Here is a 22,249-nt window from a genome sequence, read left to right on the forward strand (position 1 = left end):
GTTACAACTTGCTTTTATCCACTTCCGGCCAGCCGTCTTCCCAGCGCACTTCCATGATCCGGAGTTTGGGACTGCCTTCGTCCGTACTGTCATAGGCATGAAAGACAAGGTAGTCCTTACCCTCAAAAGTATATATGCTGTTATGCCCGGCCCCCGCCCAGCGATCGTTACCTTCTATGACGAGAGAGCCGCCCCCTGCCGTCATGGGTTTTCCCTCTTTATCGAGATAAGGGCCCGTTACCTTTTCGGACCTCCCCACGACCACTTTATAGGTGCTGTCCTCTCCCCTGCAACAATAGTCAAAGGAAACAAACAGGTAATACTGCCCGTTTTTCCGGAAAATAAACGGGGCTTCTATAGCGGCATCTCCGGGGTCTTCACCTGCGATACCGAAGGAACGCTCCCTCCCGGCTATGGTATGCCATTCTTCCGGATCGGCAACAGAAACCAGGTTTTCGGACAGTTTTACAAGCTTTATGCCTTCCCAGAACGAGCCGAAGGTAAGCCAGGGCACACCGGTTTCATCCAGCACTACATTGGGGTCTATGGCATTCCATAAATCGCGGTTAGGGACAGACCTTACCACTATACCGTGGTCCTGCCATTTGAAATCCGCCGCATCCGGGTCCAGGGTCGCATTGGTCGCTACGCCAATGGCGCTGGTATTCTTACCGAAAGCGGAAACGGAATAATAGAGATAGTACTTCCCTTTATGCTTAAAAATATCCGGCGCCCAGATGTGATTTTTAAATCCCGGCACAACCTCCTGTGTCCATGCCGGGGCGGATTCGAAAACCGGGTCTTCCTGTTGCCAGTGCTTCATGTCGGGGGAGGAAAAAACAGAAATTCCCCTCCCCGTACAAAAGAGATAGTAGTTTTCCCCTTCCACCGCCATCACCGGATCGTGAACACGTATATCCTGTGCGTTTACAGCTGGTATTGTACACAGGGATAAGAGATAAACCAAATAAGAAATACGTTTCATATACTCTTATAGTTATTTGTTTTTCAAAAGTCCTCCCGATGGTCCCGAAAGCTTCCGGGAGGTATCCGGATTTTCGGCTATGGGTATTTCACAAGACCTTTTTTCCGTAACAGTGCCTATCTCTTTTTAACCCGGATCACGTTAACGGAATACGGTTGCAGGGAAACCTGAAGTCCGTCTTTTTTCACTTTGATCTCTTTTTCCGCGGGACTTACATGCTTTGCGTTGTCCAGGGAATTCTCCGCTTGCAGGTCATCGCTTTGCAGTACTGTTATTTTTCCTCGGGAATGCAAGCGGGAAACACCTTTAAAAACGATTTCATGCTCCTTTGCCTGTCCGGAAGTATTTACGATCTTCAGAACAATTTCATTGGTCTTTTCATCCAGCGAAGCTGTTGCATACAGGTCGTCCTGCCCGGTCAGGGCTTTGTCATTGAGAGTAACGGGAACCACATGAGTTCCCTTGTTGAGGGAAAACAGTTTTTGCACATAATAATTAGGTGTTCCGTAAGATTTCAGGTTGTCAAACCAGATGAGATCGGGGGTCCATTGCCAGCCTTCTTTGTGGGCCATCAGCGGGGCATAGGATGTGAGATGCACCACTTCCGCATTGCGTTCCAGGCCGGTGATAAATGCCGCTTCGGCCAGGGCGCATTCCCAGTTGTTCCGGTTTTCCGGACTGGCAATAGCTACACTTTGAGCCGCGTATTCCCCCGCAAATACTTTGGGCCCGTTGCGATCGTAACTGTCATAACGGTCTGCATTTTCACGGAACCACTCCGGGGAGCGATAATAGTGTTCATCTATGATCTCCGCATTCAACTTTTTGAGTTCGGCCATACCATACTCGAAGTGTTCACCGTCAGGGAACGGACCGCTTCCGGATACAATGATCATATCCGGGTATTTTTCCTTGATAGCTTTTTCAAAAACCTTATAGCGCTCTATATACTCGGGTCCCCATTGTTCATTTCCGACACCAATATATTTCATATTGAACGGCTCCGGGTGTCCCATGTCTTTCCGTATTTTCCCCCAGGAGGAATCCACAGGGCCATTGGCAAATTCAATCAGGTCAAGCGCTTCCTGCACGTATGGGTCGAGCTGGTCCATAGGCACCAGTTCTCCGGTGTTGAACTGACAGGCGATCCCACAGCCCAGAATGGGTAGGGGCTCGGCCCCCAGATCCTCGGCCAGCTGAAAATATTCGAAGAATCCGAGCCCAAAAGACTGGTAATAGTCCGGAGTAAGCCTGTGCTTGAATTCCATGTTCCAGCGGTTTACCATAATCTCCCGGTTTTCAACAGGCCCTACGGTTTTTTTCCACTGGTATCGCTCGTTCAGCGTCCTTCCTTCTACAATACAGCCGCCGGGAAACCTCAGGAATCCGGGGTCTATGTCATACAGCAACTGTACCAGGTCCTTCCGCAGTCCGTTAGGACGATTATTCCAGGTGTTTTCGGGAAAGACGGAGATCATGTCCAGATCAATGATCCCGGTACCTTCAAAGGTTATCTTCAATTGCGCTTTAGCTTCTGTTACGGTAGGTGTTATCGCAGCTGTATACTCCTTCCAGTCCCCTCCATCGGGCTGCACGGCGGTTTCTCCCAGTACTTTACCGGAAGTGTCGATAAACCGGAACCGTATAGTGGAAATATTTCCTTCCTGCTTTGCCGCCATGAGAGACAGGTTATAAGTCTCGCCTTCCTTTACTCCCATACCCCGGAAACCTTCGTTAATAAGGCTGTACTCCTTATCGTTCTTCACCTCCACCCTGCAAAAACGGGTGTTGTTCTCCTTTCCTGACTTTAACACCTGAGCAAAACCGGAGTTCTCGTTCAGGGAATGACGGTCGCTATTGGGTTGTAACCACCCCATAAGCGGAAAGGTAAATTCGAAAGAACGGTTCTTTACCAGTTCGGCATACAGTCCGCCATCGGCGGCGAAATTAATGTCTTCGAAAAAAACGCCGTACATGGTGGGCTGCATTTCGGCCACAACTTCATCGGCTTTGACTACCATTGGCCCGGATTGCTGGGCATGAACACCGGCAAAAAAAGCCAGGCCGGCTAAACTTGTAAGGATTGGTTTTATCATGATGATCAGATGTTAGATTCTGGATATTAGATGTTAGATTTTAGATTTTAGTATTTGGGGCTTTATGGGAATCCACCTTCGCCTTCGGCACCTCCCCGGGGGGGAGGAATTTGTCTTTTAACTTCTGTTTTTGCATTAATTCATTATCAAATTGGCACATTGGCAAATTATCTCATTACCTAATCAACAGGATCAATGCCTTCGGAGGTCATGATCACCCGTTTCATGGTGCCGTCTTCATTGTAATATAGATAATCTATACATACCGAACGCCTGAAACTACCTCCTTCGGTGGGAATCCCGCCGTTGTGATATATAAAATAGTCTTTTCCCTTGTAATTAATTATCGCCTGGTGATTGGTATTGCTATTCCCGGCGATCTCGTTGAGAATGCCCCGGTATTCCCAGGGTCCGGTTATAGACCTGCTCATGGCATAGGCTATTTTTTCCGGAAATTCATAGGCATAGGACAGGTAATACCAGTCTCCCCGTTTGTGGATCCAGGGGGCTTCGGTAAAATTCGGAAGTTCTATGGTATGGATGGGACCGTCCAGTTCTGTCATGTTTTCTTTTAACCTGACGTAATAGCATGCGGTATTTCCCCAATACAAATAAGCCTGTCCGTCATCGTCAATAAACACCGTAGGGTCCAGGTCGTCCCAGCTAATATCCGTTGCTTTGGTCATGTCATTGGTCACCAGGGCTTTCCCCAACGCATCCTTAAAAGGTCCGACGGGACTGTCGGACACGGCCACTCCTATTGCTTTTCCGGGGACTGTGGCATGGGTTACGGTGGCATACCAGTAAAATTTACCATTTCGCTCTATGACCTGTGAAGCCCAGGCATCTGCTTTTGCCCAGGAAAAATCCTTAACCCTGAGCGGGACTTTATGTTCTTTCCAGTTCACCATATCGGAAGAGGAAAAAACGAGCCATTCTTTCATATTGTAAAAATGGAAATCCTTATCGGCTTCATCATGGCCGGTATAGAGATAGACGGAATCGTTATAGACCAGTGCTGCCGGGTCTGCCGTATATTTATGGGTTATAACCGGGTTTTGCCCCTGCACATAAAGGGCGGTAAAGAGATAAAAGAAAAATACACCCCACCGGTGCCGGTATAATTTTGTCGTTGTCTTCATTTACATCATTTTTTGTTTAAAATACCATACGGCAGCATATTAAAACCACCGCATGATATTTTTCAAACACACCAACTAATTTTAGTACATAATAAAAATTGTTTTTGTATAATTTAACCGGAAAATCAGTTTACCCCCTCCCGATAATTATCGGGACTAAAGGGAGCCTGATTTTCCTCGTCCCGATATTCATCGGGATGCTCCCTTTAGCCTGGTCGAAATGGCTGGGGGTAACAATCCCGAAAACTTTCGGGAGAGGAATTACCGAAATTCAATTTTTGTCATGTACTAAACAAACTAATATATTTTAATTGGCCGAATTCGGTTCGAGATTCGGGTTTACATCCAGTTCCGTTTGCGGAATGGGCAGGTATTCCTTTCCGGGAGACCAGGAAGTAAAATCCCTGTCACGTTCCTGAAGTTCGGCGAGTTTTTCGCTGTCGTACAGCCATCCCCAGCGGATAATATCGTGAATGCGAACACTCTCTATAGCCAGTTCCGTAAGGCGCTCATGTGCGATCTGATCGCGCATTTCCTCCTGGCCCATTCCCGGTTTTATCGTAGCCAGTTTCGGGAGATGAGCCCTGTCCCTTACTTGTTGTATATACGCATAAGCATCCTCCGTACGGCCCAATTCATTGAGCGCTTCGGCATACATGAGCAATACATCGGCATAACGCATTATCCTGTAGTTGATCCCTGAACGCTCTACACCACCCTGGCTTTCCGTAGTGTATCCTTCCAGGCCATCGTGGGTATATTTTCTCGGGAAAATGGCATCTTCGGCATGAGGCCAGGGCGTTCCGCCATATACCGTAACGGAATTATCGTCCGGTTCATAAGAAGCTATGGTAGCGAGTAACCTGGGGTCACTTTTACCGTCTGTTGTCTTTTCCTGTTTGAATTCTTCATACGCCCATCGGGTAGGCAAAAAGTCGGAATAGCCGTAACCTTCCATGGCATAGGTATGTCCTACGGAAGACACCTGTCTCCAGTCCGATCCCGGTTCGCCCCCGTAATTCATTACGGTACCACCTACTTCTTCGGGGGTGGCGAACTGTACTTCAAAAAGCGATTCGGCATTGTTTTCGGTCCCCGGACTGAAATTATCCCGGTAATTGTCTACCAGGCTGTATATGTTAACTTCAGGCCCTTCTATAAGCTTTCGGAACTCCTCTTCTGCCTGTGCCCATTGTTCTGTATACAAATAAGCCTTTCCCAGAAACCCGGTGGCAGCACCCTTTGTGGCCCTTCCTGTTTGTCTCCGGTCCGGTCCGTTTACGGAGTCGTAACTAACCGGGAGTAACTCCTGCGCCCTGGCAAAATCGGAAATGATCTGTTCCCAGATAGCTTCGGAAGCAGCCGTCGGCTGGTAGTAATCTTCTTCTTCCTCAGGGACTTCGAGAATTAGCGGCACCTTTTCAAAATTGGTCACCAGGTGAAAATAAGCCAGTCCGCGCAAAAAATAAGCTTGTCCCAGGCAACGGTCTTTAAGTGCATCGTCCATTTCAATGCCGGGCACATGGGTAATTACCTGGTTTGCCCGGAATACCTGTTGATAATACGCACTCCACATCCACTGTACCGGGCCGGAAGTTGGCAATATGGTAAAATTGGCCACCTGTATGAGATCCAGCCACGGGCTGTCCCCGGTAAAATCATCTCCGCGTCCGTCCGTAAGTGCGGGGGTCATACGCATGTAGTAACCATCCACAAGCAGGCTGTTGTATACGGCATTGATGCCTTCATAAGCATGGTCTTCCGTAGACCAGTACACTTCTGTTTCGGGTGCACTGGGGTTTTTCAGGTCCAGTTCGTCATTACAGGCTGTCAGCAGGCTTATACCTGTTGCTATTGCTATATAATAAATTCGTTTTTTCATCGGTTTGTCTTTTGGCAGGTTCAGGATTGTCTAAAAAGATAGCTGTACGCCCAGTAACAAGGTAATTGGCCTGGGATAGGTTCCGTCATCATAACCGGGGTTCCATACCCCGGAATTAAAATCGGGGTTAAACCCTTTGTATTTCTGAAACGTATGAACGTTCTGCGCTGTGGCATATACCCTTGCCGAACTTATAAAATCGCCGAAGGCTTCTTCCGGTATGGTATAGCCCAGGGAGATCGTATTCAGTCTCAGGTAATCCCCCTTTTGAAGCCAGCCCGGCCTGTCGGAATCCCTCGAATTTCCGTTAGCATCATTAGATACTACCCTGGGGATATTGGTGTCGGTATTTTCCGGCGTCCATCTGTTGAGGATATCGGTGTGAGAATTGATATAGTCCGTAGACCACATCAGGCTGCGGTACAGACGGCTGTTAATATAGAAGCCGGCTGCCCCGGAAGCAAACAGGGTAAAATCGAAATTGCGATAGTTCGCGGTAAAATTCAGTCCGTAAGTTACGGTTGGCAGGGCGCTACCCAGGTAAGCCCGGTCGTCCGCATTGATGACATTGTCCCCGTTCAGGTCCCGGAACCGTATATCTCCCGGCGCGGTGATCGCGCTCTGAAAAGCATGGTTGCTCACTTCTTCTGCGGACTGGAAAATGCCGTCGTAAACGTAGCCGAAATGCCGGCCGACTTCCCCTCCTACTTCTGTTTTTGAGCCGGTACCATACACCGGCTCATTATTACCTCCCAGCGCCAGTACCCGGTTTTTCAGGGTACTCGCATTGGCGGACAGGTCAAAACTGAATTCTTTTCCGTTATTGTAATGATAGGTTACCTCCATATCCAGTCCGGTGTTACGAAGGCTCCCGGCATTTGCTGTAGGTGCAGTATTAATGGACCCTGTAGAAGCAGGTATGGGCACCCCTACCAGTACATCGGTTGTTTTTTTGTTGTAGTATTCCACGGTAAGGTCCAATACACTGTTGAACAGGCTGGCATCAATACCAATATTGGCGGATGTGGTGGTCTCCCATTTGATATCCCTGGAAAAAAGACTGGTTTGCAGTCCCCCGGAAACCTTTTGTCCGTTAAAATTGTACAGTACGTTGCGATTTACTACCTGCTGATACAGGTAATCGCCTATATTCTGATTTCCCAACTGTCCGTAACTTCCCCGTATTTTAAGTTCGGAAATGATATTGTCCGGAACCGTAAAGAATTCTTCGTTGGAAAGCCTCCACCCCAAAGCCAGGGAAGGAAATGTACCAAAACGGTTATTGGGTGCAAAGCGCGAAGAACCGTCTCTCCGTACTGTAGCCGTAACCAGGTAACGGTTATCAAAGTTATAGTTAATACGCCCGAAATAAGATGCCAGCGCACTTTCTTCTTCCATACCGCCGGAAGTCTGGTTGTCCCCGTTGGAAAGTACCGGATAGTAGGGCTCGGGAAGGTTTTCGGAATGTCCCGTACGAAGCACGAATTTATTCTTCTGGTAAGTCTGACCGAGCAATACATCCAACGTATGTTTATTCAATGTAGCGGTATAGTTGAGCGTATTCTCCACCAGGCTCACGGTATATTCGCGGGAATTATCGTCCAGCAGGGAAATACCGGAACCGAAGAAATACCCCATTTCAAAGGCAGGTACAAAAGAAAAATCGCGTGAATGTGTTTTATCGTAACTGAGGTTCAGCTTATACGTAAGCTTGTGGTTTTCCGTATCGAGTAACTTTATTTCCGGGTTTATTACGGCAAATATGCGATCGGTCTCCACCCAGTTTTCAAACAAACTGTTGATTCCGGGTACATTGAGAACAATGGCGTTGTGTACCTGCGAACTGGTCCCTCCCCAGCCACCTTTGTTATTTTCGTCGTATAGAGGCATAGTGGGAATGGCCATGGCCAGATCATTGATCAGCGGCGGTCTTCCCCCGGTAAGTACGTCTGTCCTGTAGGTCAGCGAATTTTCAAAGGAATGCGCATAGTACAGGGAGGGGGACATTTTAAACCTGCCTTTTTCTATAGTAGTATTGATCCTGCCGGAATATCTTTCATATGTGGGGCCATTCCCTACAAAGAGTCCCTTGTTCTCAAAATAATCGAGGGAGGCATTATAGGTTATATTTTCGCCACCACCCGAAAAATTGAAATTATGACTTTGGCGGCTCCCGGTTTTCAGGCCTATTTTCTGCCAGTCGTTATCTATATCATCGACATAAAGCGGTGAGGACGGATCATTGCCCGGAATGAGCGCCAGGCCCGCATTGCTCTGCTTTTCGTTAACGATCATCTGGTAATCCTCTCTTCCCAGTACGGGAATTGTCCGGTTTACCCGGTCTACTCCGTAGTACCCGTGATAATCTATTTTCAAAGGGGTATCTTTTCTTCCTTTTTTGGTGGTGATTATAATCACCCCGTTTGCGGCCCTCGAACCGTATATGGCACCGGCGGAAGCGTCTTTGAGCACCTGGATGCTCTCTATGTCATTCGGACTGAAATCGCGTATGGAAGTCCCCACAGGCACCCCGTCCACTACATACAGCGGCTGGTTGTCCCCGAAAGTACTGACTCCCCGGATACGTATATTGGGCGCGGCCCCCGGTTGCCCGTCGCTGGTAACGGTTACTCCGGAAGACCTTCCCTGCAATAATTGTCCCACATCATTGCCGGACACCTTATTGATCTCTTCGGCATCGACTACAGCGATGGACCCGGTGAGATCGGCCCGCTTCTGAGTTCCGTACCCCACTACCACAACTTCGTCCAGTTTGGCGAGGTCTTCTTCCAGGGCTACATTAATTTCATTGCGACCGTTCACAGGAACCTCTTCGGTACGAAACCCGATATAGGAAAAGATCAGTATATTGTTCTCCCCTGTAAGTGAGATGGTATAATTGCCGTCAAAATCGGTAACGGTCCCCTTATCAGTTCCCTTTACCCTCACGGTAACCCCCGGTAAAGGTTCATCGTCCGCCCCTGAAAGCACAGTTCCGCTTACCGTACTGCCTCCCTGGGCATGCAGCCCTATTGCCACACAAAGCGTTACTACCGAACACAACCATCTTTTAAATAAGCGAAGTACACTGTGGCTTTTTGGTGATTTGTTGCACATGGATCTGGGTTTTGGTTGTTATTAATTAAATAAGTGTAGTCAATACATTTACAAATATAACCAAAGAACCCTTAAAAAAACAAATGTTTTATTGTAAAAATTACACTTTTGTAATGATTTTAATCCGCGATACGTAAAAAGTTGAGGAGTTTTTTAGTTGGGAGTTCTGAGTTATTTCTCTGCAATTCTTGTATTTTTAATTACTGGTGATGCGTCAATTTCTTTAAAATATATGTAATGGATTAAAAACAAATATGTTACTAATGCGAATTAAGGGTCAGATTTTTGTTTTGGCTAAAGATCAATCAATTGCGGTTTTTCTGTCCGGTTATTAGGCTACTGAGTTATTTAGGTTATTTAGGCAATACCTATAGATTTAGTAACTCAATAACTAAATCGTAACAACGTATACCCCTGAAGGTATAAAGATTTAATTTCAATCCTTAATTCGCATTACTATGGTTTTCAAGGCAAACGCATCATATACAGGAAGACAAGGAGACGAGGAGAACGGGAGATTTGTGGTGATTGATAAAGATTGCTCTTCGACTTTAGTTCCTGCCCGTCCGGGGGGAATCCTAAGTTTGCCGAAGGACTCAGGAACCTGATAAAGATAGAAGATATTGGGGGCTAAGTTTGGGAGTCTTGGAGTTGGGGAGTCTTGGAGTTGGGGAGTCTTGGAGTTGGGGAGTTTTGGAGTTGGGGAGTTTTGGAGTTGGGGAGTTTTGGAGTTGGGGAGTCTTGGAGTTGGGGAGTCTTGGAGTTTGGGAGTCTTGGAGTTGGGGAGTCTTGGAGTTGGGGAGTCTTGGAGTTTGGGAGTCTTGGAGTTTGGGAGTCTTGGAGTTTGGGAGTCTTGGAGTTTGGGAGTCTTGGAGTTTGGGAGTCTTGGAGTTTGGGAGTCTTGGAGTCCCGATATATATCGGGATGGAGTTTTGTAGGGAGGGTTTCCCATTTCAACTCCCTAACTAACCGACTCCAAACTAATCAACAACCGGGAAACTGGCAAACCGGTAACCGGCAACAAACCTTAAACATAGAATTACTCAATATATCTTTTTACCACAAAGGAATCAAAGCAGGCACAAAGGGACACAAAGTAGATTTTCTTAGATATAAATTTTAACGTTCCCGTACTATCTTTCAATTAAAAAATATTTTTTTTGCATTTATACCAGTATTATGCTCCTTGCACCTTCCCGACTCTTTTGATAAATATCTCAAATTTCAGCTTCTGTGCATCCTCCATAACTCCTAAACTCAGAACTCCAAAACTTTTGGATTTACCCCGGGTACGTCAATATTTTTTCAGGCCCAAACAAAAAAAGAAGTCCCTAAGGACTTCTTTTATATCAGTATTTTCTTGGTACAGAAGGAAAAACAAAAATGAACTCATCTTGACTTTTCTATCCCGATAATTATCGGGAGGCTACAAAATGATCTTTTTACTTCAATCACAAAAGTCAAGATGAGTTCAATATCAGATTACCATTGGAACAACGGTTTTTCTTTCATCATCGCATTTACTTTTTCCCTCACGCCTTCCAGAACATTCTCGTCGTTAAAGTTAGTGATCACTTCATCGATATACTCCACTACGGTCTCCATATCAGCTTCTTTTAATCCCCTTGTGGTAACAGCGGAGGCACCGATACGGATACCAGAAGTAACGAAAGGTGATTTATCGTCAAACGGCACCATGTTCTTGTTCACGGTGATATCCGCTTTAACCAGCGCTTCTTCGGCTTCTTTACCGGAAATATCCTTGTTTCTGAGATCTATTAGCATCATATGGTTATCCGTACCGCCACTGATCACTTTATAGCCTTTTTCCACAAACAGTTTGGCCATAGTCTGTGCATTTTTCCTTACCTGGAGTGCATAATGCAGGAATTCATCGGTAAGCGCCTCTCCGTAAGCAATTGCTTTGGCAGCGATAATATGCTCCAGCGGACCGCCCTGGTTACCCGGGAATACGGCACTGTCGAGCAACGAAGACATCATACGCGGTTTTCCGTTTTTCAGGGTTATACCGAAAGGATTTTCGAAATCTTTTCCCATCATTATCATACCACCCCTGGGACCGCGCAGGGTTTTATGTGTAGTAGTAGTTACAATGTGGCAATGCGGAATCGGGTCGTTGAGTATGCCTTTGGCGATCAGCCCGGCAGGATGCGAAATATCGGCAAACAATATGGCGCCAATACTGTCGGCTATTTCCCGGAAACGTTTGAAATCTATATCCCTGGAATATGCGGAAGCCCCGGCAATAATAAGCTTGGGCTGCTCTTTTTTAGCTATTTCTTCAATTTTATCGTAATTGAGCGTACCGGTCTCTTCATCCACTCCGTAAAAAACAGGATTATAGAGTTTACCGGAAAAATTCACAGGCGAACCGTGTGTAAGGTGTCCCCCGTGAGACAGGTCAAAACCAAGGATCTTATCTCCCGGGTTCAGACAGGCGTGATATACCGCCGTATTGGCCTGGGATCCGCTATGCGGCTGTACGTTAACCCATTCGGCACCAAACAGGGCTTTGGCTCTTTCGATAGCTATATTCTCTACTTCATCCACTACTTCACATCCTCCGTAATAGCGTTTTCCGGGATACCCTTCGGCATATTTATTGGTCAGTACCGAACCGGCCGCTTCCATAACCTGTCCGCTTACAAAGTTCTCCGATGCTATCAGTTCCAGCCCGTGTAACTGGCGTTCCTTTTCGGCTTCAATCAGTTCAAAAATCTGTTCGTCTCGTTGCATTATTTTTAAGTTCAAAGTTCAATAATCAGTGTCCGGTTGTCCGTCGTTTTCAAGAACATGAGGAGTATTCGAAACAACTTTCTCAAAGAAATGCCAAAAATAACAAATACATTCGGTAAATTGGTCGAAAATAATATCTTTGAATACAATTTTATCAAACATAAATTAACAATTTTATTATGCCTATCACCGCGAACGACCCGCAGAGAAAGTCCTGGATACAGGTAGACAAAGATTCTGATTTCCCCATCCAGAATATCCCTTTCGGTGTTTTCCTCACCAGGGACGATGTGATAACCATCGGTACCAGGATAGGGAATACGGCTATAGACCTCGGCGCCCTGCACCAGCTCGGATACTTTGAAGGCATTCCGCTCACGGACGATATTTTTTTGCAGGACAGCCTTAACGATTTTATTTCCGACGGAAAAAAAACCTGGCGACTGGTACGTAACCGCATCGCCGAACTATTCGATATAAATAATCCTGCCTTACAGGAAAATCAGGGACACAGGCACATCGTACTCTTTACCCTGGACGAAATAGAAATGCAACTCCCCGTGCAGATAGGGGATTATACGGATTTTTACAGCAGTAAAGAACACGCTACTAATGTAGGCAAGATGTTCCGCGGTCCGGACAATGCCCTGCTGCCCAACTGGCTCCATATCCCGGTAGGGTATCACGGCAGGAGCTCTTCTATTGTCCCTTCCGGTATTCCGGTACGCCGTCCTATGGGGCAAACCATGCCTCCCGGGGAAACGACCCCGGTTTTCGGTCCGTCAAAACGGGTGGATTTTGAGTTGGAAATGGCCTTTATCACCACAGATGCCAACCAGCTTGGTGAGCCTATCCCGGTAAAAGAAGCGGAAGATTATATCTTCGGTATGGTACTTTTTAACGACTGGAGTGCACGGGATATCCAGAAATGGGAATATGTACCGCTGGGACCTTTCCTGGCAAAAAATTTCGCCTCTTCCATTTCTCCCTGGATCGTTACCCTCGATGCCCTGGAACCTTTCCGTGTAGCCGGGCCAAAACAGGAACCCGTGCCCCTTCCCTACCTGCAATATGAAGGAAAAAAGAGTTTTGACATTGAGCTGGAAGTGAGCCTTACGCCGGAAAACAGTGAACCGGTAACCGTATCCAGGAGTAATTTCAAATACATGTACTGGACGATGGCGCAACAGTTGGCCCACCATACCGTCAACGGGTGCAACGTCATCTCCGGGGACCTGATGGGAAGCGGTACCATATCCGGCCCTACGCCGGACAGCTACGGCTCCATGCTGGAACTTAGCTGGAGCGGAAAAAAACCTTTGAAGATGAAAGACGGTACGGAAAGGAGTTTTATCGAGGATGGAGATACCGTTACCATGAAGGGTTTCTGTAAAAATGAACAAGTACGTATCGGCTTCGGGGAAATTTCTACGAAATTGCTGCCTGCTCCCGGGGAAAAACGAAAATAACGACAACTGTCATAAAACAGATATATGTCCGGACACTTTACCTGTATGCTATTGCAGACCGTGTCCGGGCATTTTTTATTTCTTGGAAAACATACTCATGCCTGACGAAATAACCATAAGACAGGGAAAACCGGAAGATCTTCCGGAATTGCAACAACTGTTCTCCAATACTGTACTTTCCGTTTGCAAGGCAGATTATACGGAGGAACAAGTCCGGGTATGGGCTTCAGGCATTGAAAACAGGGACCGTTGGCAAAAAGCACTGACCGAACAGTTTATCCTGGTTGCGGAAGACCAGGAAAACATTACCGGTTTCTGCACTCTCCGGAATTATAATTACATAGATTTCCTGTTTGTACATCACAGATATCAACGAAAGGGAATAGCACAAAAATTGTACGGTGAAATAGAAAAAGAAGCCCTGCGGAACAGACAGACAAAGCTAACAGCTGGTGTCAGCAAAACGGCAAGACCTTTCTTTGAAAAATGCGGGTTCGGAATTGTAAAGGAACAGGTGGTCACTATAAAAGGGACGGAACTCGCCAATTATCTTATGACAAAGACTTTATAATTTCACATCCTCCCCTACAGATTCTCTACTTCGGATACTTTTTATAATCGTAGTTAGCTTTCAGAAAGAAGTTTTTATATATTTAAAACCGGAATACTGCCGTAAAACCGGGCTTTTCGGAGATTTGTATTCTGACTGACTGATTTTTCCTGGTATATGACAAAATAGGTTTTTTGCACTATTAGTCGGAAAATCAGTTTGACCCTACCCGATATCGGGACTAAAGGGAACCCGATTTTCCTCTCCCGAAAGTTTTAGGGAGAGGAAAATCCTGTGGAATTCAATTTTGGTCGAATACTAAACCGATTTTTATAAAAAACTAACTACCATGAAAATTCGATTATCCTTAATTCTTGCCTTTTGTTCCGTTCTTTGTGTTGCACAGACCGATTCCCGTATTTATGATATTGTGAACGCAGTTTCGGCCGAAAGGATCGAAAAGGACATTCGCACGCTGGCCGGTTTCGGAACCAGGAACACTTTTAGCGACACGGTTTCCGAAACCCGGGGTATAGGCGCTGCAAGGCGGTGGATCAAAGCGGAGTTTGACAAGATCTCCAAAGACTGCGGCAACTGCCTGGAGGTATTTTACCAGAAAGACCTCGTTACTCCGAAAGACGGCAGCCGTATTCCTCATGATGCCTGGGTGGTCAACGTGGTAGCTATACAAAGAGGCACCAAATATCCCGATCACTATATCATAATGAGCGGGGATATAGATTCCCGCGCATCCGACGCGATAGATTATGAAACGGACGCTCCGGGTGCCAATGACAATGCCAGCGGTATGGCCGGCGCCATAGAGGCAGCAAGGGTATTGTCCGGATATAAATTTGAGAGCAGCGTGGTCTACGCAGGCTTATCCGGTGAAGAACAGGGACTTTTCGGCGGTAAAGGATTAGCCGAATACGCCAAAAAGAACAACTGGGAGATCACAGGTGTGTTCAACAACGATATGATAGGAAACATCGAAGGCGTAGACGGCGTTATAGACAACCGCACCTTCCGTATCTTCTCCGAGCCTGTTCCTCCCACGGAAACCGAAGAACAGCGAAAAATGCGACGGTTCTACGGCGGGGAAGTCGATGGTATTTCCCGGCAACTTGCCCGGTATATCCATAAAACGGTACAGACCTACATGCCGGAAATGAACCCTATGATGGTTTATCGCCTGGACCGTTTTGGCCGGGGCGGGCATCACCGTCCCTTCAACGACCTGGGTTATGCCGGAGTGCGTATTATGGAGGCCCATGAAAATTACAACAGGCAGCACCAGGATATCCGTACGGAGAATGGTATTGCATACGGCGATGTCATAGAAGGTGTGAATTTCGACTATGCTAAAAAGCTCACTGCTGTCAATGCCATTAATCTTGCCGCACTGGCCTGGGCTCCCCCCGCCCCGCCTAAAGTAGCTATTGGCGGTGTTGTGGAAGCCGCAGCCAGATTAAAATGGGAAAAAGTCAACGATCCCAATGTGAAGGGATATAAAATATACTGGCGTTATACGACCTCCCCGCAATGGGAGTTCAGCCGTTTCGTGGGTGATACCGATCACTTTACCCTCGAAGGCATTGTCATTGACAATTTCTATTTCGGAGTGTCGACTGTCGGTAAGGACGGGTATGAAAGCGTTGTCGTATTTCCTTCGGAAACCTTCCGGGATTAATCCGCACAATCCATTCCTATCGGGGAACCGTCGGGTATTTCGGATACCGGCAGTTCCTCAAATTCTTCCGGCCGTTCCATAAAGCGCTCTATCCTGTCTATACATTCCGCGGCATAGGCCCCGTCGTCTCCTTTAAGGATATTACCGGACAGCCATTCGCTGATCTCCATCAGTTTATCCCTCGCTATGGCATTTACCTGCGGATAAGTTTTATCCTGCTTTACCAGGTTCATCAGATAGTAAAGTACCCGGAAGTTTACCATGTGCTGTACTTCTTTCCTGTAGGTGTCCTTATAATTCTTTTTGAATGTAGCTGCAATCAGTTCATCCAGTACCTCTTCCAGTCCGGGAAGTGTCTTATCCAATGCTTTTTGCTGTACCAGGCGCGATGCCCTTTCGGGATGCAATAAAAAGGACAAGGTAAAATCTCCCGCGGTTTCAGCCGCTCCGAGGGCATCGAAGACTACGCCGGTTTTACCGGAAAACGATTCTCTTGTTCGCGGATATCCCTTTGCCCGTGGCGGGAACAACTTCAGTTTATCTTCCGGAATAGCCAGTGTCTCAGCGGAAAGGGTTTTCAGTACGGATTTGAGCGCTTTTTGCTGTATACCCTTATCCAGCATTTTTGTGACCAGTTGACCATCCCCTTTTACGGCATAGTTGTAGTCCAATCCGCCGATAATTTTGGTCACCGCCTCAGCCTGGTAACGGTGAAAGAAATACAACGGGACGAAAACGTCTTCCAGCGTGGAATAGGCTTCCCCGCTTCGTATATTATCCACAGAAAAATTCCGGATGGCTGTTTCTCTCAGTTCCAACAAACGATCCAGTTCCGTCACCGGATCCTCCCCGCTGTCCCACAAATGCGCATAGACATGGGCCCCTCCCGGAGCACGGGCATCTGCATCGGATATATACCTCAATCCGCGGGATCGTGCTTCTTTCAATATTTTTTCCAGCGCTGCCCTTTCGTCTGTTCCTTTGGCAAAATCGGAATAGGCATAGGCTACGGTTACTTTATCCCAATCTCCAATCCCCGTATCATAGGCATCGGAAAGGTCAGGTTCCCCGTTTTTAAGGGTAACCAGGGGATGCGGATAATCCATTACCGAGGCCCTGTCGCTGATACTCGCGGAAAAATTATGCGCAAAGCCGAGCGTATGCCCTATTTCGTGCGCCGACAATTGCCGTATCCGGGCCAGGGCCATATCCATCATGGCCTGGTGATTATCGTCCCTTTCCGCGAAGGGTTTGTTCATAAGCGCCTGTGCTATGAGAAAATCCTGCCGTATACGAAGACTTCCCAGGCTTACATGCCCTTTGAGGATCTCCCCGGTCCGCGGGTCCCTTACACTGGCGCCATAGCTCCATCCGCGGGTAGAACGATGCACCCATTGCACCACGTTATACCGGATATCCATAGGATCGGCATCTTCGGGCAGCACTTTCATCTGAAAGGCGTTTTTATACCCTATACTTTCAAAAGCCTGGTCCCACCATTTCCCGCCTTCCAGAAGCGCCGATCTCACCGGTTCCGGCGTTCCGGGATCGAGATAATATATTATGGGCTCTACCGCTTCACTTACGGCTGCTTCGGGGTCTTTCTTTTTCAGCCGGTGCCGGGCTATATACATTTTAAGCATGGGTTCGTAGACCGGGGTGGCGTAATCGTAATAGGAGACAAAATTCCCCCCGCTTCCGGGTATGAATATCCTTGGTGTGTAATTATCATCGGGAAGTTCTACAAAAGAATGATGTTGTACGACAGATACCAATCTGGCATCCGGTGCAACGGAACGTATTTCTTTCCCCTGGGGCTCTCCTTCAAAGGTAAGCAGGGCTTCGAATTCGGAGTTTTTCGGGAAAGCCTTCGTTCGTTCCAGGGCAAGGGCACTTTTACTCTTGTCCAGTTTATATGTACCCTGCTTCTTCTGCTTAAACCGGGTGGCCACCCCGTGCGCGTCCCGCAACAGGAAATCCGTAAAATCGATAATATAACTGCCGTTGCGTTTTTCCTTGATCTCAAAACCGAATATGACCGACCTGGCAAAGGCCTGCTCGACCGAACGGCGCTCTGTTTCGTTTTCGGTAATGGCCCGGTATTTCATATTGGGCTGTATGAGAAGCAGCTTATTGCCTTCTTTTTTAAAGTACACTACCTGTTCATTGCCCAACTGTCCGCGGTCCAGCCCTATATCGTTACTCCCCACCCCGTTACTCAGGGAATAAACATACAGGAATTCGGTTTCGGGTTTGTCTACTTCCAGGTAGATCTTTCCTTCTTCATCATCGTAATAAAAATCAAAATAACCGGTAAATTTTTTAAGGTCTTTCTTTTTGTCCAGGAACTGCGCCTGCAGCACTCCTGCCGAAAGCAGCAGGGTGAAGAGAATAATCTTTTTCATGCAATTTGTCAGTTAGTTCGTTAGGTCCATAAATTTATGATAAATAATTTTTACTGCACCGCGTAAATGTTATTTTTGCCTGGAGAATGCCACATGCCGGAAGACTTCGGCGGCAAAAAAGAACTTAAAAACAGATATGGTTACAACAGAACAGGTGAAAAGCCTTATGGAACGCCTTGGCGCGTTAAGGAGGTATCTTTGACATAGATGTCAAACTTATTGAAATACAAAACGAAGAAGAAAAAACTTTTGCGCCCGATTTCTGGGACAACCCCAAAGAAGCGGAGGCGCTGATGCAGTCGCTCCGCAGTAAAAAGAAATGGGTAGAAGGCTACGAAGAAGCCAGAGCTCTTGTGGGCGACCTGGAAGTACTGTATGATTTCTACAAGGAAGGAGAAAGCGAAGCGGAAGAGGTGGAATTACAGTATAAAAACACTGTAGACCATATAGAGCACCTGGAATTTAAAAACATGCTTTCGGAAGAAGGCGATGCCATGAGTGCCGTATTACAGATAACCGCCGGTGCCGGGGGTACGGAAAGCTGTGACTGGGCCGCGATGCTCATGCGTATGTACCTCATGTGGGCGGAATCACAGAAATACAAGATAAAGGAACTCAATTACCAGGGAGGTGATGTTGCCGGGATAAAAACAGTGACCCTGGAAATAGAAGGAGAATATGCTTTTGGCTGGCTTAAAGGAGAGAACGGGGTACACCGGCTGGTACGTATATCGCCTTTTGACAGTAATGCCAAACGCCATACTTCTTTTGCTTCGGTTTATGTATATCCTCTTGCGGACGATAGCATAGAAATAGATATCAACCCTGCGGACATTACCTTTGAGACCATGCGTTCCAGCGGTGCAGGAGGACAAAATGTCAACAAGGTGGAAACCGCCGTACGTCTGCGGCACCACCCTACGGGAATTGTCATTGAAAATTCCGAAACCCGGTCGCAACTGGACAATAAGACCAAAGCCATGCAGCTCCTGAAGTCACAGCTCTACGAAATAGAACTGAAAAAACGACAGGAAAAGAGGGCCGAGATCGAGGCCGGGAAAATGAAGATCGAATGGGGTTCCCAGATAAGGAACTACGTCATGCATCCATACAAACTGGTTAAAGATGTAAGAACATCCAAAGAATCTACCGATGTAGACGGGGTAATGAACGGAGAAATAGATCCTTTCCTCAAGGCCTACCTTATGATGATGGGCCAGAAGGAAGAGTAATGGGTGTGAAGGTTACAGGTTGCAGGTTCCAAGTTTGGGGTATAGTTCCAGATTTGAGCACAAAGCGAGGTGGCTTCGATACATTCCGAACCGACTTCGGTTCAGGCAGTGTAAACTTGTTATCTGTAACCAAAAATCGGGTTCTGTCCGCTCTCTAAAATCTTAAATCTAATATCTAAAATAGGGATCATGTTAAAAATATATCACAATCCGCGTTGCAGCAAATCCCGGCAGGGGCTTGCCCTGCTGGAAGCATCCGGTAAAGAATTTGAAGTTGTAAAATACCTGGAAGACATACCTTCGGAGAAAGAGCTCCGCGAGATCATAAACCTCCTGGGAATTTCCCCGATAGACCTCGTCCGGAAAAACGAAAGTATCTGGAAAGACAATTACAAGGGAAAAGACCTTTCGGATACCGACATTATCAAAGCTATGGCAGATAATCCGAAACTGATAGAAAGACCTATTGTCATATCCGGAAAAAAGGCGGTAATAGGCCGGCCACCGGAAAATATCAAATCCGTCCTGTAAAGGACATGCTATTAAGGCTACTACGGCAGCAGGCAGGGAAATTGTGCTTTAGTTATTAGGTTATTCAGGCAACACCTATAAACTGAATAACCTAATAACTCAATAACCCAACTATAATTTTTCCCACTACTAAAGTGTGATATACTGAGTTTACCGAAGGGCTGCAATAATTCCGAAGCAAGGGTTTTAACCCCTCAACTGAGACTAATAAAGTGTTTTCAGACCGTGTTCTTCCAGAATATCGTTATATTCCGGTAATATCCGTAGCAGGGCAATACCTTCAATACTATTCAGTTTATTCACATCCTTAAAGCCCTGGTTCAAAAGCTGCTCCAGGTAGAACAGCGCCATTCCGTATTCGCTTTTCTTCACACTGTAACGCAATACTTCCAGGTAAGCATCTTCCCGTCCGGGGTCTAGCAGGACCATAAAAGCATTGGCGAACAGCAACCGGTCCGTATGCGTACTGTCCAATGTGGGTATGGTTTCCTCCATAACCGCTTTCAGCATATTCTTTAAGCGCTTTGCCATCTTGGTCCTGGCCCGGTTATCCCCTTTCTCTATTTTTTCGAGTGACAGCATTTCTTCTTCCCAGGACGGAAGTTGCCCGACGTTCCCGTTGGAAAGGTCATCGGACAGGAAGGTCAGGTAATCGGTCATAAAGTAGCTTTCCTCTTCCGATACGCCATAGTTATCACTGCGTTGCTTCCCAAACTGCCTGTTTTTACGGATTTCTTTTTTTCGCTCTCGAAATATGCCTTTTTCCACATACTTGCTGTAATTGCTCATCAGCTGATCCACATCCTCAAATGCGTATAAAGCCTGCCCTATGCGTTCCATTTTCCTGTTAAAATCCAGATCGGCTTTAAACAACGAATCCACCATTTTTTCACCTTCGGGAACCGCGCCCTTTGCTATAGCTTTTATCATCAGTGTACGTATGGCCTTATCCATGTAATCCGCAGGCGGATAATAGGAAGAACCATCGTATACCGCCAGATCCGCCTCAAATTTTTTCCCGTACAGTATGCTTATCGTACTTTGCATTTCCCTGTAATTCCCATCTTCATCCCCTACAAGGCCAACAAACAGGAAGTCGTTTTTCTTAGGTTCGTATTTTTTATTTCCAGGTAAAGCCGCCCCACAGGCAATTACACCATCTACATCTCCGGAAATAGCTGCAATAGCAGTAGCCAGTCTGCCACCACCACCGTAACCCGAGGTATAGATCCGTTTACTATCTATAGGAAAAGTTTTCAGTACCACCTCAAAAAGTCGCTTGGCTATATAAAAATTCTCTTCATAAGATACATTTCGTACATTATTTGCCCCGATAAGAATAAAGTTTTTCCCTCCGGGGGAGGCCGTAAAGGCTTCCAGTCCTTTTTTCCCTTTTCCTTCGATATCAAAAACAAAAATGACCGGCCATTTTTTATCCGCTGTATAGTTTTCGGGGAGATAAATGGCATAATTTATAGGTTCGGAACCGCCGGGCACGGGAACAGCATCGGTAATAACACCTTTCGACAAGTGTAAATCCTGGGCTTTTCCGGAAAAAAAGCAAAGGAAAAGCAAAATAAGGAGTCCGTTTTTTATCGGTAAGTCACGCATACTTTCATCTTGAATAAGTAAGTACAAGATACTTCAAAAAAGAAGATTAAAAAAATAAATCACGTCGGATAAACAAGGTGACTTTCTTTTGATTTTATCCTAAGATCACAAGGGAAAGCCCGGAAAAGAGCGATGGGAATGTCTCTTTTCCGGGCCTTGATAATATTAAACGCATCCGGGCTATAATGAAATTTTAGTCCCCAGTAAATCCAGGAACGCTTTGATAAAGGTAGGATGGCCGGGCCATGCCGGTGAAGTTACGAGGTTTCCGTCCACTACCGATTCGGTGGGCGGCACCTCTTTGTAAATACCTCCGGCGATGGTTACTTCCGGTCCCACTGCCGGGTAAGCCGTGAGCGTTCTTCCGGAAACCACCCCGGCAGTGGTAAGAATCTGTATACCGTGGCATATGGCTGCTACGGGAAGATCTTTATCAAAAAAGTATTTTACAATATCCAGTACTTTCGAATTTAGTCGCAAATATTCCGGGGCACGTCCTCCTACGACTACCAGGCCATCATAATTTTCAGGCTTTACTTCATCGAAAGTATAACTGAGCTGGAAATTATGTCCCGGTTTTTCCGAATACGTCTGGTCTCCTTCAAAATCGTGGATTGCGGTTTTTACCGAATCTCCTTTCTTTTTACCGGGGCAGACGGCATGTACTTCGTGGCCTACCATCAAAAGCATCTGATACGGTACCATGGTTTCATAATCTTCTGCGAAATCACCGGTTATTAACAATATTTTTTTCATGTGTTTATTTTTATCGTTTTTCAATG

General features: G+C 46.5%; 14 protein-coding genes. 5 read left to right on the plus strand and 9 right to left on the minus strand.

The annotated features are described in order from the left end of the window. Position 1: 1 nt before the first annotated feature. The 6 genes from ACVBDU_RS15730 to glyA all read right to left on the minus strand — a co-directional run bounded on the left by ACVBDU_RS15730 (position 2) and on the right by glyA (position 11,979). Positions 2 to 985, minus strand: a complete 984-nt coding sequence (locus ACVBDU_RS15730) for an arabinan endo-1,5-alpha-L-arabinosidase (RefSeq protein ID WP_447180682.1) — start codon at positions 983 to 985, stop codon at positions 2 to 4. 116 nt (positions 986 to 1,101) lie between these two features. Further along, positions 1,102 to 3,081, minus strand: coding sequence for an alpha-L-arabinofuranosidase family protein (locus tag ACVBDU_RS15735; RefSeq protein ID WP_447180683.1), 1,980 nt, complete (start codon positions 3,079 to 3,081; stop codon positions 1,102 to 1,104). A gap of 179 nt (positions 3,082 to 3,260) precedes the next feature. Continuing rightward, entirely contained in the window at positions 3,261 to 4,223 is a 963-nt protein-coding gene (locus tag ACVBDU_RS15740) for a glycoside hydrolase family 43 protein (protein ID WP_447180684.1), read from the minus strand. 307 nt (positions 4,224 to 4,530) lie between these two features. Further along, complete coding sequence (locus ACVBDU_RS15745) at positions 4,531 to 6,105, minus strand: RagB/SusD family nutrient uptake outer membrane protein (protein ID WP_447180685.1); 1,575 nt, start codon at positions 6,103 to 6,105, stop codon at positions 4,531 to 4,533. 30 nt (positions 6,106 to 6,135) lie between these two features. Further along, entirely contained in the window at positions 6,136 to 9,222 is a 3,087-nt protein-coding gene (locus ACVBDU_RS15750) for a SusC/RagA family TonB-linked outer membrane protein (RefSeq protein ID WP_447180686.1), read from the minus strand. Positions 9,223 to 10,704: 1,482 nt separating this feature from the next. Next, entirely contained in the window at positions 10,705 to 11,979 is a 1,275-nt protein-coding gene (gene glyA / locus ACVBDU_RS15755; RefSeq protein WP_447180687.1) for a serine hydroxymethyltransferase, read from the minus strand. 179 nt (positions 11,980 to 12,158) lie between these two features. On the opposite strand from glyA, the gene fahA reads away from it, so the two are divergent. The 3 genes from fahA to ACVBDU_RS15770 all read left to right on the plus strand — a co-directional run bounded on the left by fahA (position 12,159) and on the right by ACVBDU_RS15770 (position 15,688). After that, the gene (gene fahA, locus ACVBDU_RS15760; RefSeq protein WP_447180688.1) at positions 12,159 to 13,448 is read left to right on the plus strand and encodes a fumarylacetoacetase; all 1,290 of its coding nucleotides are present in this window, start codon (positions 12,159 to 12,161) and stop codon (positions 13,446 to 13,448) included. Positions 13,449 to 13,545: 97 nt separating this feature from the next. Next, entirely contained in the window at positions 13,546 to 14,019 is a 474-nt protein-coding gene (locus tag ACVBDU_RS15765) for a GNAT family N-acetyltransferase (RefSeq protein WP_447180689.1), read from the plus strand. 328 nt (positions 14,020 to 14,347) lie between these two features. After that, the gene (locus ACVBDU_RS15770) at positions 14,348 to 15,688 is read left to right on the plus strand and encodes a M28 family metallopeptidase (RefSeq protein ID WP_447180690.1); all 1,341 of its coding nucleotides are present in this window, start codon (positions 14,348 to 14,350) and stop codon (positions 15,686 to 15,688) included. Here the strand turns inward: ACVBDU_RS15770 and ACVBDU_RS15775 are convergent. After that, positions 15,685 to 18,093 carry a zinc-dependent metalloprotease gene (locus ACVBDU_RS15775; RefSeq protein ID WP_447180691.1) on the minus strand — a complete coding sequence of 803 codons (2,409 nt, stop codon included), beginning with the start codon at positions 18,091 to 18,093 and terminating at the stop codon, positions 15,685 to 15,687. The two genes, ACVBDU_RS15770 and ACVBDU_RS15775, sit on opposite strands and share 4 nt — an antisense overlap. Before the next feature lie 136 nt (positions 18,094 to 18,229). On the opposite strand from ACVBDU_RS15775, the gene prfB reads away from it, so the two are divergent. Continuing rightward, a protein-coding gene (prfB, locus tag ACVBDU_RS15780) for a peptide chain release factor 2 (protein WP_447180692.1) occupies positions 18,230 to 19,325 on the plus strand; the annotation gives its coding sequence in 2 pieces (ribosomal slippage) (positions 18,230 to 18,292 and positions 18,294 to 19,325; 1,095 coding nt in all). Between the two features lie 189 nt (positions 19,326 to 19,514). After that, a complete protein-coding gene (gene arsC / locus ACVBDU_RS15785; RefSeq protein WP_447180693.1) occupies positions 19,515 to 19,856 on the plus strand; it encodes an arsenate reductase (glutaredoxin) in 342 nt (113 codons plus the stop codon). 204 nt (positions 19,857 to 20,060) lie between these two features. Here arsC and ACVBDU_RS15790 read toward each other — a convergent pair whose 3' ends face one another. Further along, positions 20,061 to 21,386, minus strand: coding sequence for an acetylxylan esterase (locus tag ACVBDU_RS15790; protein ID WP_447180694.1), 1,326 nt, complete (start codon positions 21,384 to 21,386; stop codon positions 20,061 to 20,063). Between the two features lie 261 nt (positions 21,387 to 21,647). Continuing rightward, positions 21,648 to 22,223: a DJ-1/PfpI family protein gene (locus ACVBDU_RS15795; protein ID WP_447180695.1), complete on the minus strand. Its 576-nt coding sequence runs from the start codon at positions 22,221 to 22,223 to the stop codon at positions 21,648 to 21,650. Positions 22,224 to 22,249: the final 26 nt, after the last annotated feature.

This window comes from Sinomicrobium endophyticum (assembly GCF_052983315.1).

What these genes read in the sequence shown, in the direction of transcription:
- ACVBDU_RS15730 (WP_447180682.1), bottom strand. Translation starts at nt 985, where the DNA reads ATGAAACGTATTTCTTATTTGGTTTATCTCTTATCCCTGTGTACAATA.
- ACVBDU_RS15735 (WP_447180683.1), bottom strand. Translation starts at nt 3,081, where the DNA reads ATGATAAAACCAATCCTTACAAGTTTAGCCGGCCTGGCTTTTTTTGCC.
- ACVBDU_RS15740 (WP_447180684.1), bottom strand. Translation starts at nt 4,223, where the DNA reads ATGAAGACAACGACAAAATTATACCGGCACCGGTGGGGTGTATTTTTC.
- ACVBDU_RS15745 (WP_447180685.1), bottom strand. Translation starts at nt 6,105, where the DNA reads ATGAAAAAACGAATTTATTATATAGCAATAGCAACAGGTATAAGCCTG.
- ACVBDU_RS15750 (WP_447180686.1), bottom strand. Translation starts at nt 9,222, where the DNA reads ATGTGCAACAAATCACCAAAAAGCCACAGTGTACTTCGCTTATTTAAA.
- glyA (WP_447180687.1), bottom strand. Translation starts at nt 11,979, where the DNA reads ATGCAACGAGACGAACAGATTTTTGAACTGATTGAAGCCGAAAAGGAA.
- fahA (WP_447180688.1), top strand. Translation starts at nt 12,159, where the DNA reads ATGCCTATCACCGCGAACGACCCGCAGAGAAAGTCCTGGATACAGGTA.
- ACVBDU_RS15765 (WP_447180689.1), top strand. Translation starts at nt 13,546, where the DNA reads ATGCCTGACGAAATAACCATAAGACAGGGAAAACCGGAAGATCTTCCG.
- ACVBDU_RS15770 (WP_447180690.1), top strand. Translation starts at nt 14,348, where the DNA reads ATGAAAATTCGATTATCCTTAATTCTTGCCTTTTGTTCCGTTCTTTGT.
- ACVBDU_RS15775 (WP_447180691.1), bottom strand. Translation starts at nt 18,093, where the DNA reads ATGAAAAAGATTATTCTCTTCACCCTGCTGCTTTCGGCAGGAGTGCTG.
- arsC (WP_447180693.1), top strand. Translation starts at nt 19,515, where the DNA reads ATGTTAAAAATATATCACAATCCGCGTTGCAGCAAATCCCGGCAGGGG.
- ACVBDU_RS15795 (WP_447180695.1), bottom strand. Translation starts at nt 22,223, where the DNA reads ATGAAAAAAATATTGTTAATAACCGGTGATTTCGCAGAAGATTATGAA.